Below are 22,778 nucleotides of genomic sequence, written 5' to 3'. Positions count from 1 at the left end.
TGGGCTGTTGCAAAAATAGTAAGGTTGTCAGCTAGTAGCATGTATTTGTCAGGGAGAAGGGAAGGCCACAATTTCCATTGTAGCCTTCCGATTATTATGAACATGAGCTGGCACATAATGGCCAGAAAAAGTGTTTTTTATAAGGGCTTTCTCTCTGCAGAAATACATGCAAATTTATTCAATCAAAACTTTTGTATCAAGGCTTAAAGCTTCGTTTAAAATAAATTCTTTGCCCTTTACTATACGTGAATTGGAACTAAATTTTGTTCTCAATTTAGTTCCAAAAGAAACTTTAATGTGTCGACTTTGTCAGCATAGTCATTGACCTCAGGGTCTTGAGCAGAACCAAGCGCAATACTGCCATCAAACCAGCCATCTTTAGAGACCAAGCACTGGATTTTATCCTCCAATCCCGCTAAAGCTTTTTTAAGGTCAGGAAGAGATGCATAGATTTCATAATAAATAACAGAAATTGGGGATACCAGCTCTTTTGATTCTACCAAAAGTAGGTGCCCATTATCATAGTGAGGTACACTATTGATGAGGTACTTGGATTTGTTGTATTCGTAATTGTTGAAGTATTTGTGGTGTTCCGAGACTTTATTTTCTTTCTCCATGGCTTTCATAAATGTTTGAATTTGAGAAGCATTGCTAAAAAAAACCTTGGAGACATTTCTACAGCCAAGACCATAATAAGTAAAGATGTCTTTGGCTAACAATTCTAAATCAGCTTCAGACTCTTCCCCGTTGAGAATGGCGACAGAAGTTCTGTTTTTTCTAATAATATGGGGGTATTTTCCGAAATAGTAGTCAAAGTACCTGGCAGAATTGTCACTTCCTGTGGCGATATAGGCATCCATGCCACTAAGTCTTTCCTCAAAAGAAATATTTTCTGCCAGTTCAATGGATATGGACTTTAACTGATCCACCAGCCAAGGGATTAGGATATTGTCTGAGGATCCCAATTTTATCCTTGCCTTGTGCCCGGCTACCAAGGTGCAGAGCAAGTCATGGAACCCAACACCGGGAATATTGCCGGCCATGATGATGCCAATGTCTTTGGGAAGAGTGCTATTATCGAAGGAATAGGATTGAACCCAATTGGTCAGTTGTTGTTGATCGAGGTATCGGCAGATTCCTTCTAGGGCTTTTTCTGATTGACTGGGAGTAAACCAATTGTTGTAATTTTGCATTTTAGCATACAATTCAGCTTTTGACTCCTCGCTTAAATTTTGCAAGTGCTTACCTAATGAAGCTAGAATAGTTACTCTTTGATTTACATCCATAATTAAATAGTGGGTACATGTTTTATTTTATACCGTAGCGGTTGCTTAAATTTCTTCCAAATATAATTATAAAGAAGGAAAGGAAATGAATAAATGAATTCAAATAGTTAGTATAACAAATAATGTCTATGAGATATTTTTCGAAAGGAGAATCATTTTGCTTGTGAGATTGTGAATTGGTTAGTAGTTTTGCGTTCAATCAAAAATGAAGCACAATGGCAATAATGATAACAGACGAATGCATCAATTGTGGTGCATGTGAACCTGAATGCCCTAATACCGCCATTTATGAAGGGGGAATAGAATGGACATGGAGTGGTGGTACTGAGTTAGACCAGGTAAAACTTGAGGATGGCACAGTAGTAGATGGTGATGAAAGTCAAGAGCCTGTCTCTGATGAGTTTTATTATATTGTTACTCAGAAATGTACAGAATGTACTGGTTTTCATGAGGAACCTCAATGTGCGGCAGTTTGCCCGGTAGATTGCTGTGTAGATGATCCGGACAACAGAGAGACTGAAGAGGAGCTAATTGCCAAAAAGAAATTCCTTCACGGAGAATAATCTTAAATACGACCAAAATCAAAATTTTGTAGTCAAAAAATTGTCTTTTCCAATAGGTATTTTGAAGAATATCCCATAATTTTAAGAAAAAAATTAGGAATAACTTGAATTTAATATTTGAATTGATTTAACTTGGCATTAAATTAATTTTTAAATAAATAATTAAATATTTGGATTGTGGAAGATAATAAAGATTACGAAAGAGATGAGATTTTCACCAAAAGGGTAAAGGCAGGTAAGAGAACCTATTTTTTTGATGTTAAAGCCACCCGTTCCAATGATTACTATTTGACCATTACTGAGAGCAAAAGGAAAATCAAGGATGACAATTTCTATTATGAGAAACACAAGATTTTCTTGTATAAGGAAGATTTTGGTAAGTTCGTAGATGCCCTACAGGAGGCTGTTGATCATGTTAAGAATGACCTGATGTCTGATTTTGACTTTTCTCAGTTTGATTCTGAACCGCAAACTACCGAAACAAATAGTGAAAATAACAATAAGTTTGGTGAAGATTTAAAATGGGATTAATCCCTCTCTGTTCTACCTAGAACGGCTTAGGACATTTAGACCAACAAAATATACCAATCGAACCTTGGAAATGTTTTTCTTCAATTAGAAGAATGCATGATACAGGGTTCGATTTTTTTGTTATTTTTGAGCCATGCTAAAGGTAATTTTAACAGCTATTGTTGCCACCCTTCTAGTCTTTGTATTAGGATGGTATTTTTCCAATATAAGCCTGTATTTTATATTTTCGTTGGTCATTGCCGCGGCGCTCAGGCCCTTAACCAATAAGATCAATAACCTTTTTATCATGGGGCAACATATTCCCCGTGCCATGGCTATTTTGATTTCTTTTATCGCCATTATTTCTGTGGTGTTTTTCCTAGTATTGCTATTTATCCCTTTGTTTCGCTCTCAGGTAGAATTGTTGAAGGATTTGGATGTCAATTATCTTTATGATCAAATTCAAAGACCGATAGAAAACCTGGAAGCTATCTTGATCCAATTAAACCTAATTGATAATGAACCGGGGTATTTGATACAGCAAGTTAAGGACAGCTTGATTGATAGAATCAATGAGATGAATTTTCAGGGCTTTATCAATGGGGTAATCTCTACTACAAGCAGCTTTTTTATAAGTATTTTGGCTATAGGTTTTATCACCTTTTTTTTGCTTCTGGAAAATGGCCTATTGCGAAGAAATCTATTGAATTTCATCCCGAATAAATACTTTGAACTGTCTGTGGCTACTTTTCACAAGGTGGAAAGGTTGCTATCCAATTATTTGATTGGCTTGTTAATTCAAATGTCGGTGATTTTCACCATTGCCTCAGTGGGTTTGACCATAGGTAATATTCAATATGCAATGACCATTGCGGTATTTGCTGCGGTGGCCAATTTAATTCCCTATGCAGGCCCATTATTAGGTGCTACTTTTGGTGTTTTAGTAGGCTTGTCTACGGGAGACTTTAATACTGCCAATGAAGTGTATTTCTTTTTATTCAAGATATTGACTGTTTTTTCTGTGGTACAGATTTGTGATAATGTGGTTTTACAGCCATTTATTTTTTCGAAATCGGTAAAAGCACATCCTCTTGAAATATTTGTTATTATCTTTGTGGGGGCAAAAATTGCCGGTGTATTGGGTATGATTTTCGCCATACCGGTTTATACTATATTTAGGGTTTCTATAAAGGAATTTTACAAAGGGTATAGAGAATACAGAATATTTAGAATAGATAAGATTTAATATTAATGGGACTCAAATGCGGAATTGTTGGCTTACCTAATGTAGGTAAGTCAACTTTATTTAATGCCTTGTCAAGTGCCAAGGCAGAAGCAGCAAATTTTCCTTTTTGTACCATCGAGCCCAATGTAGGGGTAGTGACGGTGCCGGATAAGCGATTACAAATTTTAGAAGGTCTGGTAAATCCACAGAAAGTGGTTCCTACAGTGATCGAGTTTGTAGATATAGCTGGATTAGTAAAAGGAGCAAGTAAAGGAGAAGGCTTAGGAAATAAATTTTTAGGAAATATCAGGGAGGTTGATGCTGTGATACATGTCATCAGGTGCTTTGATGATCCCAATGTAGTACACGTAGCCGGAGGGGTAGACCCTATTTTTGATAAGGAGGTAATCGATACCGAACTACAATTGAAAGATATCGAATCAGTAGATAAAAAATTGCTGAGGATAGAGAAGGTGGCAAAAAGTGGTGATGCCAAGGCTAAAAAGGCCATTGAAAGTTTGAATAAATTCAAAGAAGCATTAAAAGAAGGGAAGAATGCCCGTGTAGTAGATGCTGATGAGGATGATTTGGAAGCTATTGCTGATATCCATTTATTGACGATCAAGCCGGTATTGTATGTGGCCAATGTAGATGAAGATAGCATCAAGGAGGGAAATGAGTATGTGGAGAAGCTGAAAGCAGAAGTAAGCCAAGAAAATGCAGAAGTAGTCGTTTTATGTGCCGCCTTGGAGGAGCAGATAGCTGAATTTGAAGACCCTGAAGAAAAGGAAATGTTCTTGGGAGAATACGGCCTTGAGGAAAGTGGATTGAATCGATTGATAGCAGCAGGGTACAAACTACTAAACCTTATTACCTATTTTACTGCCGGCGTTCAGGAGGTAAGAGCTTGGACAATTACCAATGGCTGGAAGGCTCCCGCAGCAGCAGGTGTAATTCATACTGATTTTGAGAAAGGGTTTATCAAAGCAGAGGTGATCAAACTTAATGATTTTGAAACGTACAAAACGGAGGCAATTTGCCGTGAAAACGGGAAAATTGCAGTTGAAGGTAAAGAATATGTAGTTTGTGACGGAGATATCATGCATTTTAGGTTCAATGTGTAAATAAATTAAAATATTATTATTAAGTTTGTTGCAACTTATTTACTCAACTCTCAGTTAGTTCAGGTAGTGTGATGAAATAAAATTTTTGTTTAACTTTTCATTTTTAAAGTCGTGAGAATTAGATTAATATTTTCCTTAAAGAACAAAGGTGCTTACTTACCCTTTCACCATCAGTACATCTTAGCTCAGTTTCTAAAAGGCCTGATCGTAAAAGGAGGCCAGGAAGAATTTTTTAACTACAATTACTTTAACTTTTCCGGGCTAAAAGGCCAAACAAAAGTTAGTAGAAGTGGGTTGCATTATTATTCCAGTTTGGTTACTTTAGTGGTTTCAGCGCCTGATGAACCTTTTATAGATTATCTATTAAAGCAGGTTTTTAAAACCCCCAAAATTGAATTGGGGAATTTAATATTGTCGCCAGAGTATACTGAGAAAGAAATTGAGCCACCATTAGAAACATCCAACAAGTTTGTATGTATCTCCCCTTTGGTTTTACTTACTCCCACATTTGATGATGAGTCTGGTAAAAGATTTATAAATCCTGATACGGATGAATTTTCTGATCTCTTGTATGAGTCTACACTCACAAGGATGGAGAAATCGGGTTGGTACAACCAAGAACAAATGGAGTCCTTCTATAAATTTCAAGTCGTTCCTGATATGGTTTACGTTAACAAACTTCGGGAACAACAAAAGAAGTTTGCTAGAATCTACTCCGTATATGATATGGATGTGAAATATGAAGTTAGAGGCTATACCTTGCCTTTTACTTTGTATGCTGCAAGTGAAGTGCAGGAGTTTGTATTCAAGTGCGGACTGGGGGCTTTTACCCACAAAGGGTTTGGAATGCTGGATTTAGCGAATAATATGCCAAGCCAACGAACCGAACCATACAAATTTAAAAGAGAAGGATTTGTACCTTACAGAGCCCAAGGGCATGAACCACGTAAAAACGACGAAAGGGCGGAAGGTGGAGATAGCAAATCTGAAGAAGAAAACAATTAATAGAAAATACCCGGGAGAAATCACCGGGTATTTTTTTGCCTAAGTCCGGAAGTTTTAGCATTCTGTTGAACCTGTCAATCAATTATTCAACTGAAAGAAGTGTCGAATAGTAGAGCATGAGCTGTAGTCATTTTGGTTTAATAGGGTATTTAACATCAAGTTCTTTTTAAAATAGGCTGAAACACTTATCGATCAAAATACACTAGCCGAAAGTATGGCAAGGTTTGCCTAAATAATTATGCTCTAAGGCCTACCTTCTATGAGGGCTCTCCGGTAAATAGCTTTAAAACCTCCTCTTATTTGGGTTGATTACTGTATAGCCGATCAATTCGTCATACCTGGATCCCATGGCTCGGTAATAGAAAAATATTTCATATTCATTTTCCGTCTGGAAATGATTGTCTTCAAATGCTGCCATTTTCCAGCCATCCGGACTCTTAAGGCCGTATTGATAGTCATACCATCCCTGCTTTAAAAATAAACTGGCTTGGTACAGTCCTCTTTTCTTGTTGTAGACCATCTTTGCTTCAGGATCTTTTCCCCAGTTGGTTAATGCCCCCAACACATAAGGTGGAGAAGGCAATTCAGGCGATTCAAAGTTTAGGTTCAAAAGTACATATTCACTCTCCAATAGGTGATTTTGACGCTCCATATTGAAAATTCCAAATTGTCCATTCAAATCCAGGTATTCAAGGTAGGCAAGAGCATTTCTTTCTTTGTCAATGGCAGCTTCTGCAAAAACGACGTCTTCCTCCATGCTTACACTTGAGATGTTACGCCCTCTGGTACGTACAAAGCGCAAATCAACAAAGCGAAACTCATTGCCTGCCGGAAAGGTGTTGGAACCATCAAATAGTTGGTATTGCAATTGTTTGATGTCATCCCTAATATTGGTAAACTTCAGGCCATAAATGGCATTGTCCCATCGCTGATTCTGACGAATGACTACCAGGGTATTGTTCAATGGGTCAATTAATTCACGTTGACCGTAACCAACATTGATATTGATTTGTTGACTTGTTCTGCGGTCTTCATTCAGGCTGGGAGGAACGACCTCAGCACCTATGCCTACTTGATTTTGGTAAACCATAAATCTTTTGGTGAAGATTACGTCTTCCTCATTTCTTCCTCTGTAAACTTTTAAAAGGTAATTTCCGGATCTTTTAACACTTGGTACTTCGAAGGTATAATGGATATAGGGAATCCTTGTATTGATCCCATAATCATAGGTGTTGATGTTGAATTCATTGAATTGGCTTAGAAAATCCGGATCCTTAAGACCTGAAGTGGTCCAGTCGGCATTGCAGTGAATAATTTTGGCTAGATAGCGATCCGTTTCAAATGCAATATCATCAAAGTGCAATTCCAAAGGGGTAGCCCCACCAAGAGGAATGACAGGAGCTGTCATTTGGGCCGAAAAGGCTGTGCTTGCCGGGTAGAGCTGTACCGTCCTTATGTTTTCATCATACACTCGGTCTTCATGGATTTCTTGAGCCGATAGAGGCTCCATTGCAAACAGAATAAATACTATTACAAGTTTAATCAATGGATGTTTCATTGGTCTCGATTAGGTTAATTGACATTGATATCCGTTTGAAGCAAAAGCAAGCCCGGTTAAAATCCAAGGGCTGCTACCTCTCAAGCTCAGGGAATTTAACCTTAATTTTGCAAACTTTCCAGTTGCTCAGCCAGATCTTCCCACTTTTGGTTGAGCGCAGCTTCGTCTTCTTGGATTTTATGATAAGCTTCATTGAGCTGCTGCATCTTTGCCTCATCTTCGTAAACGGAAGGTTGAGCCAATTGATGCTCCAGATCCGTTTTTTTCTTTTCCAGCGCAGTGATTTGTTGCTCAATACTTTCTAAATTCTTTTCTTTTTCTTTTATAGCCTTTTTATGGGCATGATCCTCCTGTTTGCTTGCTGAACTTTTTGGTGCAGGCTTGGGCGCTTTTTTTACAATGTTTTGCGGTTTGGCTACCTTTTCTACTTGATTTTCTCTCCAGTAAACGTATTCATCGTAGGTTCCGGGGTATTCCTTTATTTGCTCATCCTCAATGTACCAAATCTTATTGGCTACACCTTTGATAAACAAACGGTCGTGAGAAACGGTGACAAAAGTTCCTTCATATTGCTGTAAGGCTTGTATCAAAATGTTTACTGATTGAATGTCAAGGTGGTTGGTAGGTTCATCCAGCAACAGAAAGTTGGCTTCAGAAATCAGGGTTTTGGCCAAGGCTACCCTGGATTTTTCCCCACCGGAAAGTACTTTTATTTTCTTAAAAACATCATCATTTGTAAACAAGAAACAACCCAATACATTCCGTAGCTCTGTTTCAGATTTCCTGCTTCCTGCCTGCATCATTTCTTGCAGGATTTCATTGTTGATGCCCAAGGCCTCTAACTGGTGCTGGGCAAAGAAGGATTTAATAAGGTTATATCCTTCTTCTCTTTTCCCTTGTATGGGCTCTGATCCATCAATAATTCTTAAAACAGTGGATTTCCCTTTACCATTGGCACCAATAAGGGCAATCTTATCACCCCTTTCAATACGGGCAGTGGTGTTTTTAAGAATTTGCAGGTCTCCAAAAGATTTAGAAACATTTTCCAGAGTGATCACATCACGTCCGGACTTTTGAGAAAAAGTAAATTTAAAATTAACAGCTACTTCATCTTTCTCTACCTGAGAAATTTTTTCCATTCTGTCCAAGGCCTTGACCCTAGATTGTACCTGATTTGATTTGGTAGCTTTGGCTCGGAAACGCTCGATGAAACGCTCCGTTTGCTTGATCATTTGCTGTTGGTTCTCATAAGCATTCTGCTGGATTTCCTCCCTTTCCACTTTTTCCTTTTTATAGAAAGCATAATTGCCGGCATAGCTGGTGAGGTTACCCCGAGAAACTTCTACAGTGGTTTCTGTGCCATTGTTCAAAAAAGTCTGATCATGAGATACCACAATAACCGCTCCCTCGTAAGATTTAAGGTAGTTTTCCACCCACTGAATGGAAGGTAAATCCAAGTGGTTGGTGGGTTCATCAAGCATCAATAGAGAAGGCTTTTCTAAAAGCAACTTGGCCAACATCACCCGCATTCTCCAGCCTCCGGAGAAGGTTTTCAGTGGTCGACTTAGGTCAGCAGTTTTAAAACCAATACCTTCCAGCACTTCTTCTGCTTTGGCTTTGATGGTATATCCTTCCAAGGCTTCAAACCTTTCCTGAAGATTGGCCAGCTTCTGAATGATTTCATCAGAATAGTCTGTTTCCATCGCTTTAAGTACCTTGTCAATCTCGTCTTGAAGTGACAAGGTCTCTTTAAATGCTTCCAAGGCCACATCCAGTATGCTGTCCTCAGATTGATAGGACAATAAATCTTGGTTAAGAAAGCCTATGCTACAGTCTTTGGACTTTTGGATTTCTCCTGAGCTGGGTTGAAGGTCGCCGTAGATGATCTTTAAAAGCGTAGACTTGCCTGTACCATTGAGCCCTACCAAGCCAATTTTATCCTTTGGTTTGATGTGTAGGGAGGCATTTTCATAAAGGGGACGGCCCCCAATATAGTAAGAGAGATTGTTGATGGATAACATGCCGCAAAATTAAGAAAACTATGCGGTATATGGCAGCATTAGAAAAAGGAATTCAATAAAGTAGCGATTTTTCCTCTTTTTACCCCAATAGGTCCACCTTAAACTCAGCTTTGTGAAGGCCTTGTGGCATCAACTTTTCGATCCCCAATTTATTTTCCAGGCTCCCATCATGATCTGTGGTGGCGGCAATCCCATTCCAAGGTTCTAGACAAACGAATTTTGCGTCTTTTTCTTTGGTCCATATACCCAGCCATTTAAAGTCTGAAAACTCCATGGCAAAACCTTTGCCTGTTTTTTGACTGCAAACGCTTATAGAGGTAATCGGGTCTACGTCTAAAATCAAGGCATCATTTTCAAACAGCTTATAATCCAAGGCGATTTTCCCGGCATCTAAGGCTAAAGTCGTTTTATGCGAAGAGATCAGCCCATCTTCTAAAGTGTACAAAGGAAGCTTGTTAATCTCCTTTTGACCAAAATCTATCAGGTAATCTGAAAAAGATTCCTTCTCAGGTTCCAGCGGACAGGCAAAACCGGGATGCGCACCAATGCTAAAAAGTAGGGTTTCATTGTCCGAAGGGTTGCGAACATTATAGGTTACATACAAACCATTGTCAGTAAGACGATATTTGATGGAAAGTTCAAAATCAAAAGGGTAAACTTTTTTGCTGAGCTCGTCAGCCTTTAGTACCATGGTAAGTTTCTGTTCGGTTTTTTCAATCAATTCAAAATTTCGATCCCGGGCAAAACCATGTTGGCCCATGGTATAGGTTTCGCCATTATGGGAGTATTGGTTGTCTTTTAATTTGCCCACTATTGGAAACAATACGGGGGCATGGCGGCCCCATACCTTTGGATTAGCTTGCCATAGGAATTCCAGTCCATTTTTTTTGAGCGAAATACATTCTGCGCCCATGGTAGAAATTTGGGCTTCTAACTGACCAAGAGATAAACGATGAATACTAGGGGAAGACATGATTAAGGGTTGAAAAAGGTGAATAAAAATGAAATTTATAATAAAACGACATCAAAAAAAAAACCTTTCCAAATTTCAGGAAAGGTTTAGTGCGCACGAGAAGATTCGAACTTCCACACCCGAAGGCACCACCCCCTCAAGATGGCGTGTCTACCAATTCCACCACGTGCGCAGATGGGAAGTGCAAAAGTAGAAGATAATTTCAGCAGTGCAAACAAAAATGATTACAAATTATTTGAGAAGGTAAAGAGTGGAGAAAATAATTGAAATAAAAATCAGGACCTATTAATCTGCAGCAATTAGTGGTTGAGTAAGCGTAGGTGACAAAAAATCAAAAAATATACTCCATCTTAATGTCACAGCGGTCGTAAGTTCCGCATTCCATGGGAATTTCCTTAAACCCCATTTTTCGGTACAGAGCTATTGCAGGAGCCAATAGGCTGTTGCTGTACAAAATCACCTTAGCGGCACCCTGTGCTTTGGCCCATTCCAGGGCGGCTTTTCCTAGGTGAAAACCAATGTTTTTGCCTTGGGCTTTGGGTGATACGCCCATTTTAATTAATTCGTACTGAGCTTCATTTATTTTTTTCAAAGCCACTGTGCCTACAATTTCCTTGTCCCATTCGGCAAATAAAACTTCACCGCCATGATCCCGGATGGTTTCCTGCGGTTTTTGCAGTTGGGCAATGTCAAAAGCTTCCATGGTAAAATACTTTTCTATCCATTCCTGATTGATGGAGAGAAAATAAGAGGCCAATTGAGGTGTGTAAAGATGAATTTTTACCTTTTCCATCTTTAAAAATAGGGATGTTGGTAAAAAGAAAAAAGCGTTTGACTGGAAAATTAAAAACCCAAATTATATTGTTGACCCGGCTGATCCATGGCTTCCATTTGTAGCAGCTTAAGCTTTCTCCACAGCCCTCCGGCATAGCCGGTCAACTCTCCCGTACTGGCAATGATCCTGTGACACGGAATAACAATCAATAGTGGGTTGGTGCCATTGGCTGCACCTACAGCACGGGCAGCGGTAGGCTTAGAAAGGGCATTGGCAATGTCCTGGTAAGAAGCCGTTTGTCCAAAAGGAATCTTATTTACTTCCATCCAAACCTTTTTTTGGAATGTGCTGCCTCCAATGGCTACCGGAATATCAAAAATCCGGAGGTCTCCATCGAAATAACGATTCAATTGACTGATGATGTCTAGGAAAAACAAGTTGTTTATTCTCTCTGTTACAGGGTCTTCTGTAAAACTACAGGACAGCAAAAAACCATCTGCAGCGACAAGTCTGATATTTCCTAAGGGCGACGTAATGACTACTGTTTCTTTCATATCCTCTACAATTTTAAAACCAACAAAAGGTTTAAACGCTACTAATTCAGTATTACTGCTGACGCTTCAATGAAATATACTATTATTCAATTCTTTTAGCCTGGAATAGGCATTTGTCAATTTGCTACTCTATGCTCCGCCTCTGACTTTTTAGTTCTCCCTCATCCGATCAGCTTCTCCTGAGCATTGCCGAGGTCTACTAAAAGGGGTAATGAAAGCCCTGTGGCATTGTTGCATTTCAAAATAAAAATAATTGCAAGCGACCTTCTGAGTGCCCTATTCATGGGGATTTAGAAGGTTGTATGTTATTAACAGATAACAGCGTAAAATGTTGCTGTAAATTATACGGATGGTGATTGTCTACTGGACTAAAGGTAACTTTAATTTCTGCTTTTACCAATTTATTTGAGATACTTATACCATCATCATGCGGTATTTCCATACTTCCCGAACCGTCTCCGCTTTTACTTCAAAAGGGGGATACAAAGGATTACTTGAACAGAGTAAGAGCTGCTTTTTTTTGCTTAATTGGTTGTAAGTCAGTTTGAAAGTAACCCCATCCTGCTCGGTGACAATAACGTATTTCTCACCGTCACGTATGGCTGTCCAATCGTCTATGTATTCACAAATGATCCATGCCCCGTCAGGGATGGGTTCCATAGAGTCTCCATCTACCTGAAAAACCCTGTATTTTTTGTCCTGTGGGAGAAAGGGGAGGTGAAACCGAGGCAAATCCCCAATAAAGTCAGGGTCTGAAAATCCTGCCAGGTAACTGGCTTTTGCTTTCTGAGAAACCACTTCTATTAATTCACGACCTTGCGCATCCACCGTAGTAGTGAGGATGCGCAGGTCGCGGCCTTTGAGGTAGCGACTGGTTTCCAACACCTCCCTGAGTTTGTGAGCAGGATATTTTTCTAGGTTTTCCTTCAAGATCAGATCTACCGATACCTCCAGGTATTCACAAATCTTCACCAATGTATCCAGCGGAGGGCTGATACTTAGTTCATAGCCGGCAAGCTTGGACCTGCTGATGCCCAGTGATTCGGCCATTAGGGATTGTGTGATCCCTTTTCTTTTGCGCAGTAATTTGATATTGCTGTGGAGGTACATGGTCAAATTTTTTAATGAAATCAATGGTTTAAATATAAAACAATTGTTTAAATTATAAACAATAAAATGTCAATAAAATTAACAAAATAGATTGTAAATCATACTAGGAGAGGAAGGTAATGGCAGAAAGACGAAACATTGTACACATGGATTTAGACAGTTTTTTTGTGTCGGTAGAGCGTTTGTATGACAGTCGGCTTATGGGCAAGCCTATTCTGATCGGAGGATCCGGAGACAGGGGAGTGGTGGCTTCTTGCAGCTATGAGGCCCGGAAGTTTGGCATTCATTCTGCCATGCCCATGCGTACGGCCAGGCAGCTTTGTCCGGAGGCTTTGCAGATTAGAGGTGATTTTGCGAAATACAGCCAGAAGTCCAGTGAGATCACTGAAATTGTCCGTGAGAGTGTGCCGCTTTTTGAAAAATCTTCTATAGATGAATTTTATGTGGACTATACGGGCATGGACCGGTTTTTTGGCTGTTATAAGATGGCGCAGGAGCTGCGACAAAAAATCATCAAAGAAAGTGGTTTACCCATTTCTTTAGGACTCTCACAAAATAAAACGGTGTCCAAAGTGGCCACGGGAGAAGCCAAGCCCAATAATGAGAAACAAGTGCCTTATGGAGAGGAGAAGCCTTTTTTGGCACCATTGTCTGTGAGAAAAATCCCCATGATAGGGAAGAAAACTTCCCATACCCTATACAATATGGGCGTAAAGAAAATCCACACCCTGCAAGCCATGCCTGCGGAGTTGTTGGAATCTGCCTTTGGCAAAAATGGGCTGATGATTTGGGAGAAGGCCAATGGTATCGATCGCTCTCCCATTACCCCTTATTCGGAAGCCAAATCCATTTCCACAGAAAACACCTTCGAGCAAGACACCATTGATGTAGGCCTGCTGGAGGCCACACTTACGGCCATGACAGAACAGCTGGCAAGTAAGCTGAGGCAGCAGCAAAAACTGACTTCTACTGTATCCGTTAAGATCCGGTATTCTGATTTTGATACCCATACGGTACAGCGCCGGGTATTTTATACTTCAGCAGACCATGTCCTCCTTCCCCTGGTAAAGGCGCTTTTTCAGCAACTGTACCAACGGCGTTTACTGATTCGTTTGATAGGTGTTCGCTTTAGCGGGCTGGTGCATGGGCATTATCAGATCAACTTATTTGAAGATACAGAAGAACGTATTTCTTTGTACCAGGCCTTGGATCGACTCAATGGCAAGTATGGAGACAAAACGGTCTGCAGGGCTGTGGGCATGCATGTAGGGAGTCGGAAATTTAACCCGTTTAATGGGAAGGAAAACTGAGTCAGGGCTATCCCGAAATTCTAAAGCATAGAGAAATGTAACGTTACTTAGCTAGCTGACATCAGGATTTTGGCGTATACACTGTATTTACCACGGGTTTCACACGTGGCTACAAGATTTTGCCCTTTCCTTCGCTCTATTCATTTCCTTTAAAATCACTTCCGTTACTCTGTCCTTAGTACTGCTATTGGCTATTTCCCAATACATCCCCTCAATCATGCGAAATACATTTTCTTTGTGTTTCTCGGTAATTCTCCTAAAACCATGTTTTTACTTTTTCCAAGTCTTGGGAGTGAACCAAAAGCGGGAACAAAACCAACCCTAATAATATGCTTAGTTTTTTTCATATCTATTCCTTTTTTTTCAAAAAAGCCCGAACTTTTTGCCCGGGCTTCCGAAATATTCTGGTATTGGATTTTCTTATGATAATTTATTTTACAATTACCCTTTTTGTTTCTACAAAACCGTCTTTAAAAATTGCTTTGATATAGTAAGTTCCTTTCCCTAAGTGAGCAAGACTCACCTTATTGCTTTTTCTAACTATTACCTCTTCAGATAAATCGGCAACTTTTATGTTGTTTCCATTGAATACTTCTATGGAAACTGGTAAAGATGGACCTTCCCCATCGTAAGTCATATCTTCCATCACAAGCTTTTCTTCTAAATCAGCAAATTGGATCGTTACTTCATCATCTGTCGGAACAGGGTAAATCATCATAGATGCTCCCGGTGGATCATAAACATAGATACTTGTTTGAGCTGAAGGTACTGTACATCCGTTGCTCATAGTTACAAATATATATCGGCCTTGCTGATTATATGCCGGTTTATCAAAAAGCACTGTGTTTGAATACTGACCATAAATGGATATTCCTGGAACACTTGGCTGGGTTGCAAATGAATAAGTAGTATGTGGGGTTCCATAAACATCAATTCGGTGTGAACCAGTATTTGCTTCGAATGAAGGGTAGGTTCCATATGATATTGTCCCGTTGTCTATTTGTGCGTGGGTTAACTTCGAAGGGAAGTTACACCGATAGTAACTAGCCGGGAGACCATATCCTGGAGGAACGTCACCCGGAGCATGTCTAGTGAGCGTTGCCCATCCCCATTTGGACATTAGCCGATTTGTTACGTTTATAACTACAGCAGAATGGTCTCCACTGTAACGGACAAGTACACCTGGCAATGTAGTGTTGGTTGTAGTTTTGAAACTTTGATCATTGATATAAGTACTAACTGCATTATATGTGGGATCATCTAATGCTACTTGTCTTCCATTTGAAGGATACATGTTCCAGGCATATCCGTGACAATTATAATTATCATTTACGCTTGCAACAACTACAGGGGTGTGTCCATAAAGGCCATTGTTTAAATCGTCATAAAATGCGTTTATTGTACTTTGGGGAGTGTTATATGTGAAATATGAATTAGTTGGAACCAAAGTGCCTTTTGGAGTATATACATTTTGCGCTAATAAAGTCGATGTGATTAGTGTGCTAAAAATTATAAATGCGTAGAGCTTTTTCATGGCCAGTTTTTGGTTTTTAAAACTTTTACTATTCTCATGTTGTCAATAAAATCATTGTAAGAGATTCCCTTTAATGTACTATTTAGGGCTACATCTCCATTACAATTAAATATGGTAGACGCAGGGGAAGAACTCAGAGTACCATCCAAAACGATATAACCTTTCCTTTCGAATTCAACTACCATAATACGGTACGTTTGCCACAATTGCTCATACTCGGCATCGAGGTCACCCAGCCATTGCAGATCGTTGATGGGATCAGTGGCATTGCAGGAAAGCAACAGCTCGTTTAACTCCGGATCATCTTGATCCACGCTATTGCAGGATTGTGAACAGAAGGCCAATAAGGCGATCGCTAGAATATATATTCTTGTTTTCATCGGTTTTGGGGATAATTAATTTGATTGATAATATTATCTACAAAATCATTGCTTATAACACGTATGTTTGCTACAAAATTTTCTAGCTCGTTTTTTTTATAGATTTTGTTTTTTAAAGTAGGTTGTCCATTAAACACATTGGCGGCCAGAAAAGCGGTAGTTAGCTTTCCCAAGCCCAGTAGCTCTTCCTCGTTAACGGATTTTTCTGTGTATTTTCTTGATACGCCTTCCAATATTTTCTCAGATTCTTCCAGAGATAAGGTTTTGTCCAAACTAAAATCAGTTAGCATCAACTCTATTGCTGAAACTCGTAACGCAAACCTTCCAATCTCAGCACTTTCCCCCAATTTATTTATTTGAGAAAAATCCATCCTGTTGTAATGATCGAAAATAATATTAAGGCTTTCCGGTCTAGACTTTAGTTCTCCATAAGCATTCAGTGTCACCATTGTTCTTTGGTATCCATCAAACGGGTTATCCGATAAGATATAACTATTAAAGAAAGGGTAATTTAAAATAAGATCCAGCAATTGTTGATCCGATAGCTTGGGCAGTACGTCCTCAGGTACTTGAATGGCTTTTACCCTATCTGCGGTAGTGGGTAGTGTAGCCCATTCCCTACTTCCAGGTCGAATAGGATAATCCCAACTCGTTTCTTGAGAGAAAAGTGGGGTAAAGGACAAAAAAATAGCTATAAAAGCTAAAAATATGATTTTTTTCATGGTTTTTGGGTTATAGAGTATTAAATAATCATTAACTATTATTTCTTAAATTACGTGTTATTAGGGAATTAGTTTTCATTTTTAGAAAATTTTTTTGGAAAAATACGATTGAGATTTTCAATGCGTTGCAATTTGTTTCATGGGTCTCTTTTGGAGATAGGTTTTTGAACTTGTATATTTTCCCCATAATTAATTAAGGCATTCCTTTCTGGGAATGTGCCAAAATACAGTTATGATTTTTTCTATCTATCTTTTCAATTATGATCGTTGACTCTATCTACAGGCAATTTTTAGTCTCCAATAAGTATCTAATTCGTATTTCCTCATTAGAAGATAAACTTGGTATTACTGGGAAGTCTATTCACAAGTGAGTTGTGGGCAAAAAAACCTTCCCTCTAAATGGGAGGAACCTTTGAAAAGCATTCTTTTTCTTATGATTGACGAACAGAATGAATTTCACATGATGATTTATAAAACTGGAATTGCAGGTTTTGGTTCAGTTTCGCTCTTTGCATCATAGTGAGTTGAAGCTTTTATATTTTTCTAAGCGTTTATTTCAGGATGCTAACGTTGTTTATCTTAAGTATTGAACTCTCATTCAAACTATTCTTTCAGATCAATTTTTACGGTTTATTGATTTTTTGAAAGCAGAATGATTCCAGGAAAGCCAGGATCTTTTTTAAGTATGATAGTCTTTATGTATGCTGCAGAATTATCAGTGTCTGGTTTTTGATAGTAAAGTTGTTTTATGGAGATCTTCCGGAAGGGAATTTTTGATAGTAATTTCTTTTGCTGGACTTGGGGCTTTCCTTCAGCGGGCTATCCCTCCAATCTTTCCCTACGCTCTGCCTTGCCGAAAGGATTTCCGTTCCTATCCCTAAGCCGTTTTCCCACGCCTACAGCACATTGCCTTTCCATCGGTTCGGCCAAAGAGTGACTCGTCCTAGCGGACTGCCTCCCGAGGATTTCGCAAAGGCATTACTAGTCAAGGAGAAATTTGATGCTGGGATGCCAATGACCCAAATAGCGAAAATGGAATTCGAATCAATTTTGAGGTCATACGAACAGATTCATGAAATTTCAAATGTTGTTAACCATCCCATTGGTTATCACCTTATTTTAGAATTAGAAGGAATAAAAAACAAAACCCCATCTCTAGTAAAAGCGATGGGGTTTTGTTTGTTTCGAATGTGATGGTGTCAGGATTTTTTTACCTGAATCCCGCATTGATGGTGTCCAGTTTTTCCGTTCCCGGACACAACGTATTTTCCTTCATGGTATTTAAAGGTGTATCGGAAGTGTCGATAATGTCATGCAAGTCACCGTATTCCGTATTGATGTACAGTAAGCCGGTGAGTATTTCATCCTTTAATCGTGCTTGCTGAATAGCATTGGCTGCGGATACCCTGTCTTCGGGGTCCCAGTCCGGTGCCAATTTGTGTAATTTCATCTCAGAGCCATCATGTAGCGATACAGCCGTGCCCGTACCTTCCTCATACTCGGCATGAATGGGTTTTTCTTCGGGAACAAAATCCAAAGTGCCCGTGGCTTGCATGTGTTCACGTACATAATCATAGGATTTGGTGGATCCGGGATTGTTGTTGAAAGTGACACACGGGGACATTACATTAATAAAGGCCAGGCCTTTGTGTTGTATACCAGCCTTGATAAGTGGAACCAACTGCTGTTTGTCACCACTGAAACTCTGGGCAACAAAGGTGGCTCCTAATTCTACTGCCAGACTGGCAAGGTCCACAGGTTGAAATGGATTGATAGACCCTGCTTTACTTTTAGACCCTACATCGGCAGTAGCTGAATCTTGCCCTTTGGTAAGGCCATAGCAGCCATTGTTCATCACAATGTAGACCATGTTGAGGTTTCTGCGGATGGCATGCACAAACTGTCCCATACCGATGGAGGCTGTGTCACCATCTCCTGAAACACCAAAATATACCAGGTTTTTATTGGCCATATTGGCTCCTGTAGCTACGGAAGGCATTCTGCCGTGCACAGAGTTAAAACCATGGGAATTGCCTAGAAAGTAGGCCGGGGTTTTGGAAGAGCAACCTATTCCGGAAATTTTGGCTACCAGATGGGGCTCAATGTCCAGTTCATAACAAGCCTGCACAATCGTGGCACTGATACTGTCATGTCCACAACCTGCACAGAGCGTGGAAATACTTCCTTCATACTCCTTAAGTGTATACCCAAGCTTGTTTTTGGGCAATTTTGGGTGTCTAAATAAAGGTTTCAGATAAGTCATGAGCTACGGCGGTTTTTTGCTTTAAATAATTGGTGATTTGGGAAGCGATGTCGTCTGCAGTGATGGGCATGCCATCATAATTCAGTACAGGGGCTAGTTTCGCAGGATTGGTTTGCATTTCATTAATGATCAGGCTGCGAAGCTGCCCATCTCTGTTTTGCTCGATGACAAACACAAGCTTGTGAGATTGGATAAATGTCTCAGTAGCTTCTCCAAAGGGGAAGGCTTTGATGCGAATGGCATCCAGGTGAATGCCTTTTTCTGCCAGCAAATCTTTGGCTTCTTCTGAAGAATAGGTGGAGGTTCCGAAGAACAACATGCCTATTTCCTGCCGGTTTTCTTCTTGATACAAGTGAGGTTCGGGCATTATTTTTTTTGCCGTTTCCCACTTGGTTTGCAGGCGTTTCATATTGCGCACATAGGCTTCACTGTTTTCAGTGTACACGGCATACTCATCTCTGGAAGTTCCTCTGGTGGTGAAGGCGCCTTTGGATGGATGGGTGCCGGGATAGGTCCTGTAAGGAATACCGTCTCCTTCATTGTCCAGGTACCTGCCAAACCTGCCCATGGCTTCTAGTTCTTCCCTGTTCAATACTTTTCCTCTGTCATATTTCTTTTCAGCATCCCATGTAAATGGCTCGCTCATATGATCGTTCATGCCCAGATCCAGATCTGTCATCAGTATGATGGGGGTCTGAAGGCGATCTGCCAGATCAAAGGAGGTAGCTGTCATTTCAAAACACTCTTTGGGAGTAGAGGGGAATAACAAAGGGTGCTTGCTATCCCCATGGGAGGCATAGGCGGCGATGGTAATGTCCGACTGTTGCGTTCTTGTGGGCATGCCGGTACTGGGGCCGGCCCTTTGCACATCTACCAATACGGCAGGTACTTCTGCAAAATAAGCCAAGCCTATAAATTCATTCATTAAGGAAACACCCGGACCACTGGTGGCTGTCAGTGACCTGGCACCGTTCCAGTTGGCGCCGATGACCATTCCCATGGCTGCCAGCTCATCTTCGGCTTGTACCACTGCGTAATTTTTCTTTCCCGTTTCGGGATCTATGCGGTATTTGCTTGCAAATTTCTCAAATGCCTCTGCAACAGAAGTAGAAGGGGTGATTGGGTACCATGCCATTACCGTTGCTCCTCCATATACAGCGCCTAGTCCACAGGCCGTATTGCCGTCTACCAAGATTTTGTCCTTGATAAGATTCCTTCTTTCCAGGTGAAAATCAAGTGGGTAATCGAAATGCTCGCGGGCATAATTCATTCCCAGTTGCAGCGCTTTTACATTTGGAGCGATCAGTTTTTCTTTGCCTGCAAACTGTTCTTTGAGCAATGTTTCCAATACTTCAAACTCTATGTTTAGCAATACGGAAAGTGCACCGACATAAATAATGTTTTTAAACAGTTGCCTTTGTCGGGGGTTGCTATAGTTTTCGTTGGCCATCTCCATCATGGGAATTCCCAGATAATGAATGTCTCCCCTGATCATATCCGTATGCAGTTTTTTGGTGTTGTCATACATGAGGTAGCCTCCGGGATGTACGCTTTCTATGTCCTGCTTCATGCTTTGCGCATTGACTGCCACAAGGAGGTCTATGCCTTCTCTGCGGCCCAGGTAGCCCTTTTCACTTACCCTCACTTCATACCAGGTAGGTAAACCCTGGATGTTGGAAGGGAAAATGTTTTTAGGGGTGACGGGAATACCCATCCTGAATATGGCTTTGGCAAATAGAAAATTGGCACTGGCGGATCCGGTTCCGTTGACATTGGCAAATCGCGCTACAAAATCATTTACTCTTGCTTGAGGGTGGGCAATGGCTTCTTGCTCCTTCATATACTTCCTGCTTTTGTTACACTGTAAAAATATTGTTTCATGTCCCAGGCGGAGGTGGGGCATCTTTCGGCACATAGTCCGCAGTGAAGACATACATCTTCATCTTTCACCATTACCCTGCCGGTTTTGAGGGTGTCTGACACCAATATGTCCTGAGACTTGTTAGTCGCGGGTACCAGTAGTTTTTGTCTTAATTCATCTTCTTCCGGCTCGTTTCCGGTAAATGTAATGCAGGAGGTGGGACAGACGTCCATACACGCATCGCATTCTATACAGAGATCAGTGGAGAATTCCGTTTGTACATCGCAGTTTAGACAACGTTGGGCTTCTTTGAAACCTGTGGGCAGGTTAAATCCCAGTTCCACCTCTTTCTTTCGGTCTACCAATGTCAGAGATTTCTCTGCCTGTGGGACCAGGAATCTTTGATCGATGGTTACAGGGCTATCATAGGCCCATTCATGGATACCCATTTTGGTGCTGAACAGCTTGGTGAATGGGGCAGGCCGTTTCTTTAGATCTTTTTCTTCACAAAACAGGTGCATGGATACTGCTGCCTGATGACCATGAGCGACCGCAGTGATCACGTTTTCGGGTCCGAATGCAGCATCTCCACCAAAAAAGACTTTAGGGTTTGTAGACTGGAAGGTTACCTCGTCTACCGTGGGCATTTCCCATTCGTTAAACTCTAGTCCTATGTCTCTTTCGATCCAGGGGAAGCTGTTTTCCTGACCTATGGCAATCAAAACTTCGTCTGCTTCTATAAAAACGTCTGGCTCACCGGTTGGGATCAGTTTTCTTTTGCCCTTGTCGTCATAGACGGCATCCACTTTTTGGAATTTCATACCGATCAGCTTGCCATTTTCTACTTCGAAACTAAGTGGCACATGATTATCGAAGATATCAATGTCTTCATGCTGGGCATCTTCTTTTTCCCAGGGAGAGGCTTTCATGTCCTTGAATGGACTTCTAACCACTACTTTTACACTTTCTCCACCCATTCGGCGAGAAGTACGACAGCAGTCCATGGCGGTGTTGCCACCACCTAAAACAATTACTTTTTTGCCAATTTTTTTGGTATGCTCAAAAGCCACGCTTGCCAACCATTCGATACCGATATGGATATTCGCATCTGCTTCCTGTCTTCCTGGAAGTTTGGGTAAGTCACGACCTCTGGGAGCTCCGGTGCCTACAAATACCGCATCGTAATCTTGCTCCAGAACACCTTTCAGGCTATCTACATAATGCATGAATTGGGTGTGAATGCCTAGATCCAGAATGTAATTAACTTCTTCATTGAGCACTTCTTCAGGCAGTCGAAATGCAGGAATCTGGCTTCGCATCATACCTCCTCCGGCAATCTGCTCATCAAAAAGGTGGATCTCATAGCCCAAAGGTGCAAGATCTCTGGCCACCGTCAGTGAAGCAGGACCTCCTCCTATAAGGGCGATTTTCTTGCCATTGGAAGGGAATGGTGCATGAGGCATTAGGGCTTTGACATCTCCTTTGTTGTCTGCGGCCACTCTTTTTAACCTACAGATCGCTACAGGTTCTTCTTCTACTCTTCCCCTTCTGCAGGCAGGTTCGCAGGGGCGGTCACAGGTTCGGCCTAAAACCCCAGGGAATACATTGGACTCCCAATTGATCATGTAGGCTTCAGTGTATTTTTCCTCTGCAATTTTTCGGATATACTCAGGGACCGGGGTGTGGGCTGGACAGGCGTACTGACAGTCCACTACCTTATGGTAATATTCCGGATTACTCGTATCGGTAGGCTTCATTGTATATTTTGGGTTTTGACCTTTACCTTGTGGGAGGAAAGGTCGTTGTTGCTAATTCAGATTAATTTTAGAAAACTTAACCCTGCAAACCAAATTATTGGAGAACATTTTTAACACTTAGCCCATTTTCCTTCCTGTATTTGTGATTTTTCAGCCTGTTTTGTATTCGTTTTCTCCTAATTCACTTAGGTAAAATTGGCTCAGCTTTATCCAGCGCGATTGCCCCTTTCAAATATGTGTTTGCAGT

At 40.6% G+C, this 22,778-nt stretch carries 20 protein-coding genes and 1 tRNA gene; 6 read left to right on the top strand and 15 right to left on the bottom strand.

What is annotated here, in order from left to right; genetic code table 11:
* Nucleotides 1-269: 269 nt before the first annotated feature.
* A complete protein-coding gene (locus tag Q4534_RS18690; RefSeq protein ID WP_303614673.1) occupies nt 270-1,286 on the bottom strand; it encodes an acyl-CoA reductase in 1,017 nt (338 codons plus the stop codon).
* A 215-nt stretch (nt 1,287-1,501) separates the two neighbouring features.
* Between Q4534_RS18690 and Q4534_RS18685 the strand changes: the two genes are divergently transcribed.
* From Q4534_RS18685 to cas6, 5 genes are all read left to right on the top strand, one after another.
* Nucleotides 1,502-1,849 carry a 4Fe-4S dicluster domain-containing protein gene (locus Q4534_RS18685; protein ID WP_014018211.1) on the top strand — a complete coding sequence of 116 codons (348 nt, stop codon included), beginning with the start codon at nt 1,502-1,504 and terminating at the stop codon, nt 1,847-1,849.
* A gap of 177 nt (nt 1,850-2,026) precedes the next feature.
* Nucleotides 2,027-2,380 (top strand): DUF3276 family protein, encoded by a 354-nt coding sequence (locus tag Q4534_RS18680; protein WP_303614672.1) that lies wholly within the window; start codon nt 2,027-2,029, stop codon nt 2,378-2,380.
* Between the two features lie 133 nt (nt 2,381-2,513).
* A complete protein-coding gene (locus tag Q4534_RS18675) occupies nt 2,514-3,605 on the top strand; it encodes an AI-2E family transporter (protein WP_303614671.1) in 1,092 nt (363 codons plus the stop codon).
* Between the two features lie 5 nt (nt 3,606-3,610).
* Nucleotides 3,611-4,708 carry a redox-regulated ATPase YchF gene (ychF, locus tag Q4534_RS18670; RefSeq protein ID WP_303614670.1) on the top strand — a complete coding sequence of 366 codons (1,098 nt, stop codon included), beginning with the start codon at nt 3,611-3,613 and terminating at the stop codon, nt 4,706-4,708.
* A gap of 111 nt (nt 4,709-4,819) precedes the next feature.
* Nucleotides 4,820-5,713 carry a CRISPR-associated endoribonuclease Cas6 gene (gene cas6 / locus Q4534_RS18665; RefSeq protein ID WP_303614669.1) on the top strand — a complete coding sequence of 298 codons (894 nt, stop codon included), beginning with the start codon at nt 4,820-4,822 and terminating at the stop codon, nt 5,711-5,713.
* Nucleotides 5,714-5,996: 283 nt separating this feature from the next.
* Here cas6 and Q4534_RS18660 read toward each other — a convergent pair whose 3' ends face one another.
* The 7 genes from Q4534_RS18660 to Q4534_RS18630 all read right to left on the bottom strand — a co-directional run bounded on the left by Q4534_RS18660 (nt 5,997) and on the right by Q4534_RS18630 (nt 12,704).
* Nucleotides 5,997-7,271 (bottom strand): DUF5103 domain-containing protein, encoded by a 1,275-nt coding sequence (locus Q4534_RS18660; protein WP_303614668.1) that lies wholly within the window; start codon nt 7,269-7,271, stop codon nt 5,997-5,999.
* A gap of 101 nt (nt 7,272-7,372) precedes the next feature.
* Nucleotides 7,373-9,292 carry an ABC-F family ATP-binding cassette domain-containing protein gene (locus tag Q4534_RS18655; RefSeq protein ID WP_303614667.1) on the bottom strand — a complete coding sequence of 640 codons (1,920 nt, stop codon included), beginning with the start codon at nt 9,290-9,292 and terminating at the stop codon, nt 7,373-7,375.
* 79 nt (nt 9,293-9,371) lie between these two features.
* Nucleotides 9,372-10,265 (bottom strand): aldose 1-epimerase family protein, encoded by an 894-nt coding sequence (locus Q4534_RS18650; protein ID WP_303614666.1) that lies wholly within the window; start codon nt 10,263-10,265, stop codon nt 9,372-9,374.
* A gap of 90 nt (nt 10,266-10,355) precedes the next feature.
* Nucleotides 10,356-10,437: transfer RNA gene (locus Q4534_RS18645), tRNA-Leu, on the bottom strand.
* Nucleotides 10,438-10,596: 159 nt separating this feature from the next.
* A complete protein-coding gene (locus tag Q4534_RS18640; protein WP_303614665.1) occupies nt 10,597-11,058 on the bottom strand; it encodes a GNAT family N-acetyltransferase in 462 nt (153 codons plus the stop codon).
* Between the two features lie 50 nt (nt 11,059-11,108).
* Nucleotides 11,109-11,594, bottom strand: coding sequence for a methylated-DNA--[protein]-cysteine S-methyltransferase (locus Q4534_RS18635; RefSeq protein ID WP_303614664.1), 486 nt, complete (start codon nt 11,592-11,594; stop codon nt 11,109-11,111).
* A gap of 414 nt (nt 11,595-12,008) precedes the next feature.
* Nucleotides 12,009-12,704 carry an XRE family transcriptional regulator gene (locus Q4534_RS18630; RefSeq protein WP_303614683.1) on the bottom strand — a complete coding sequence of 232 codons (696 nt, stop codon included), beginning with the start codon at nt 12,702-12,704 and terminating at the stop codon, nt 12,009-12,011.
* 119 nt (nt 12,705-12,823) lie between these two features.
* Between Q4534_RS18630 and dinB the strand changes: the two genes are divergently transcribed.
* On the top strand, nt 12,824-14,014 hold the full coding sequence (dinB, locus tag Q4534_RS18625) for a DNA polymerase IV (protein WP_303614663.1): 1,191 nt from the start codon (nt 12,824-12,826) through the stop codon (nt 14,012-14,014).
* Nucleotides 14,015-14,229: 215 nt separating this feature from the next.
* Here the strand turns inward: dinB and Q4534_RS18620 are convergent, their stop codons facing one another.
* The 7 genes from Q4534_RS18620 to Q4534_RS18590 form a co-directional block, all read right to left on the bottom strand.
* On the bottom strand, nt 14,230-14,361 hold the full coding sequence (locus tag Q4534_RS18620) for a hypothetical protein (protein ID WP_303614662.1): 132 nt from the start codon (nt 14,359-14,361) through the stop codon (nt 14,230-14,232).
* A gap of 83 nt (nt 14,362-14,444) precedes the next feature.
* Entirely contained in the window at nt 14,445-15,548 is a 1,104-nt protein-coding gene (locus Q4534_RS18615) for a hypothetical protein (RefSeq protein ID WP_303614661.1), read from the bottom strand.
* The gene (locus Q4534_RS18610; RefSeq protein WP_303614660.1) at nt 15,545-15,928 is read right to left on the bottom strand and encodes a hypothetical protein; all 384 of its coding nucleotides are present in this window, start codon (nt 15,926-15,928) and stop codon (nt 15,545-15,547) included. Before Q4534_RS18610 ends, Q4534_RS18615 begins: the two co-directional genes overlap by 4 nt.
* Nucleotides 15,925-16,650, bottom strand: coding sequence for a hypothetical protein (locus Q4534_RS18605; RefSeq protein ID WP_303614659.1), 726 nt, complete (start codon nt 16,648-16,650; stop codon nt 15,925-15,927). Before Q4534_RS18605 ends, Q4534_RS18610 begins: the two co-directional genes overlap by 4 nt.
* A gap of 1,210 nt (nt 16,651-17,860) precedes the next feature.
* On the bottom strand, nt 17,861-18,913 hold the full coding sequence (locus tag Q4534_RS18600) for a 2-oxoacid:ferredoxin oxidoreductase subunit beta (protein ID WP_303614658.1): 1,053 nt from the start codon (nt 18,911-18,913) through the stop codon (nt 17,861-17,863).
* Nucleotides 18,888-20,753, bottom strand: coding sequence for a 2-oxoacid:acceptor oxidoreductase subunit alpha (locus Q4534_RS18595; RefSeq protein WP_303614657.1), 1,866 nt, complete (start codon nt 20,751-20,753; stop codon nt 18,888-18,890). The genes Q4534_RS18600 and Q4534_RS18595 overlap by 26 nt, the downstream gene beginning before the upstream one ends.
* Nucleotides 20,750-22,531 (bottom strand): FAD-dependent oxidoreductase, encoded by a 1,782-nt coding sequence (locus Q4534_RS18590; protein ID WP_303614656.1) that lies wholly within the window; start codon nt 22,529-22,531, stop codon nt 20,750-20,752. The genes Q4534_RS18595 and Q4534_RS18590 overlap by 4 nt, the downstream gene beginning before the upstream one ends.
* Nucleotides 22,532-22,778 lie beyond the last annotated feature (247 nt).

Origin of the sequence: Cyclobacterium sp. 1_MG-2023 (assembly GCF_030546805.1) — a bacterium.
Lineage (GTDB): Bacteria > Bacteroidota > Bacteroidia > Cytophagales > Cyclobacteriaceae > Cyclobacterium.
This window is presented reverse-complemented; position numbering and strand designations above follow the sequence as displayed.

Bases quoted from the DNA above. Each gene is read 5' to 3' on its own strand.
- Q4534_RS18690 (WP_303614673.1), bottom strand. From the start codon at position 1,286: ATGGATGTAAATCAAAGAGTAACTATTCTAGCTTCATTAGGTAAGCAC.
- Q4534_RS18685 (WP_014018211.1), top strand. From the start codon at position 1,502: ATGGCAATAATGATAACAGACGAATGCATCAATTGTGGTGCATGTGAA.
- Q4534_RS18675 (WP_303614671.1), top strand. From the start codon at position 2,514: ATGCTAAAGGTAATTTTAACAGCTATTGTTGCCACCCTTCTAGTCTTT.
- ychF (WP_303614670.1), top strand. From the start codon at position 3,611: ATGGGACTCAAATGCGGAATTGTTGGCTTACCTAATGTAGGTAAGTCA.
- Q4534_RS18660 (WP_303614668.1), bottom strand. From the start codon at position 7,271: ATGAAACATCCATTGATTAAACTTGTAATAGTATTTATTCTGTTTGCA.
- Q4534_RS18655 (WP_303614667.1), bottom strand. From the start codon at position 9,292: ATGTTATCCATCAACAATCTCTCTTACTATATTGGGGGCCGTCCCCTT.
- Q4534_RS18650 (WP_303614666.1), bottom strand. From the start codon at position 10,265: ATGTCTTCCCCTAGTATTCATCGTTTATCTCTTGGTCAGTTAGAAGCC.
- Q4534_RS18640 (WP_303614665.1), bottom strand. From the start codon at position 11,058: ATGGAAAAGGTAAAAATTCATCTTTACACACCTCAATTGGCCTCTTAT.
- Q4534_RS18635 (WP_303614664.1), bottom strand. From the start codon at position 11,594: ATGAAAGAAACAGTAGTCATTACGTCGCCCTTAGGAAATATCAGACTT.
- Q4534_RS18630 (WP_303614683.1), bottom strand. From the start codon at position 12,704: ATGTACCTCCACAGCAATATCAAATTACTGCGCAAAAGAAAAGGGATC.
- dinB (WP_303614663.1), top strand. From the start codon at position 12,824: ATGGCAGAAAGACGAAACATTGTACACATGGATTTAGACAGTTTTTTT.
- Q4534_RS18620 (WP_303614662.1), bottom strand. From the start codon at position 14,361: ATGAAAAAAACTAAGCATATTATTAGGGTTGGTTTTGTTCCCGCTTTT.
- Q4534_RS18615 (WP_303614661.1), bottom strand. From the start codon at position 15,548: ATGAAAAAGCTCTACGCATTTATAATTTTTAGCACACTAATCACATCG.
- Q4534_RS18610 (WP_303614660.1), bottom strand. From the start codon at position 15,928: ATGAAAACAAGAATATATATTCTAGCGATCGCCTTATTGGCCTTCTGT.
- Q4534_RS18605 (WP_303614659.1), bottom strand. From the start codon at position 16,650: ATGAAAAAAATCATATTTTTAGCTTTTATAGCTATTTTTTTGTCCTTT.
- Q4534_RS18600 (WP_303614658.1), bottom strand. From the start codon at position 18,913: ATGACTTATCTGAAACCTTTATTTAGACACCCAAAATTGCCCAAAAAC.
- Q4534_RS18595 (WP_303614657.1), bottom strand. From the start codon at position 20,753: ATGAAGGAGCAAGAAGCCATTGCCCACCCTCAAGCAAGAGTAAATGAT.
- Q4534_RS18590 (WP_303614656.1), bottom strand. From the start codon at position 22,531: ATGAAGCCTACCGATACGAGTAATCCGGAATATTACCATAAGGTAGTG.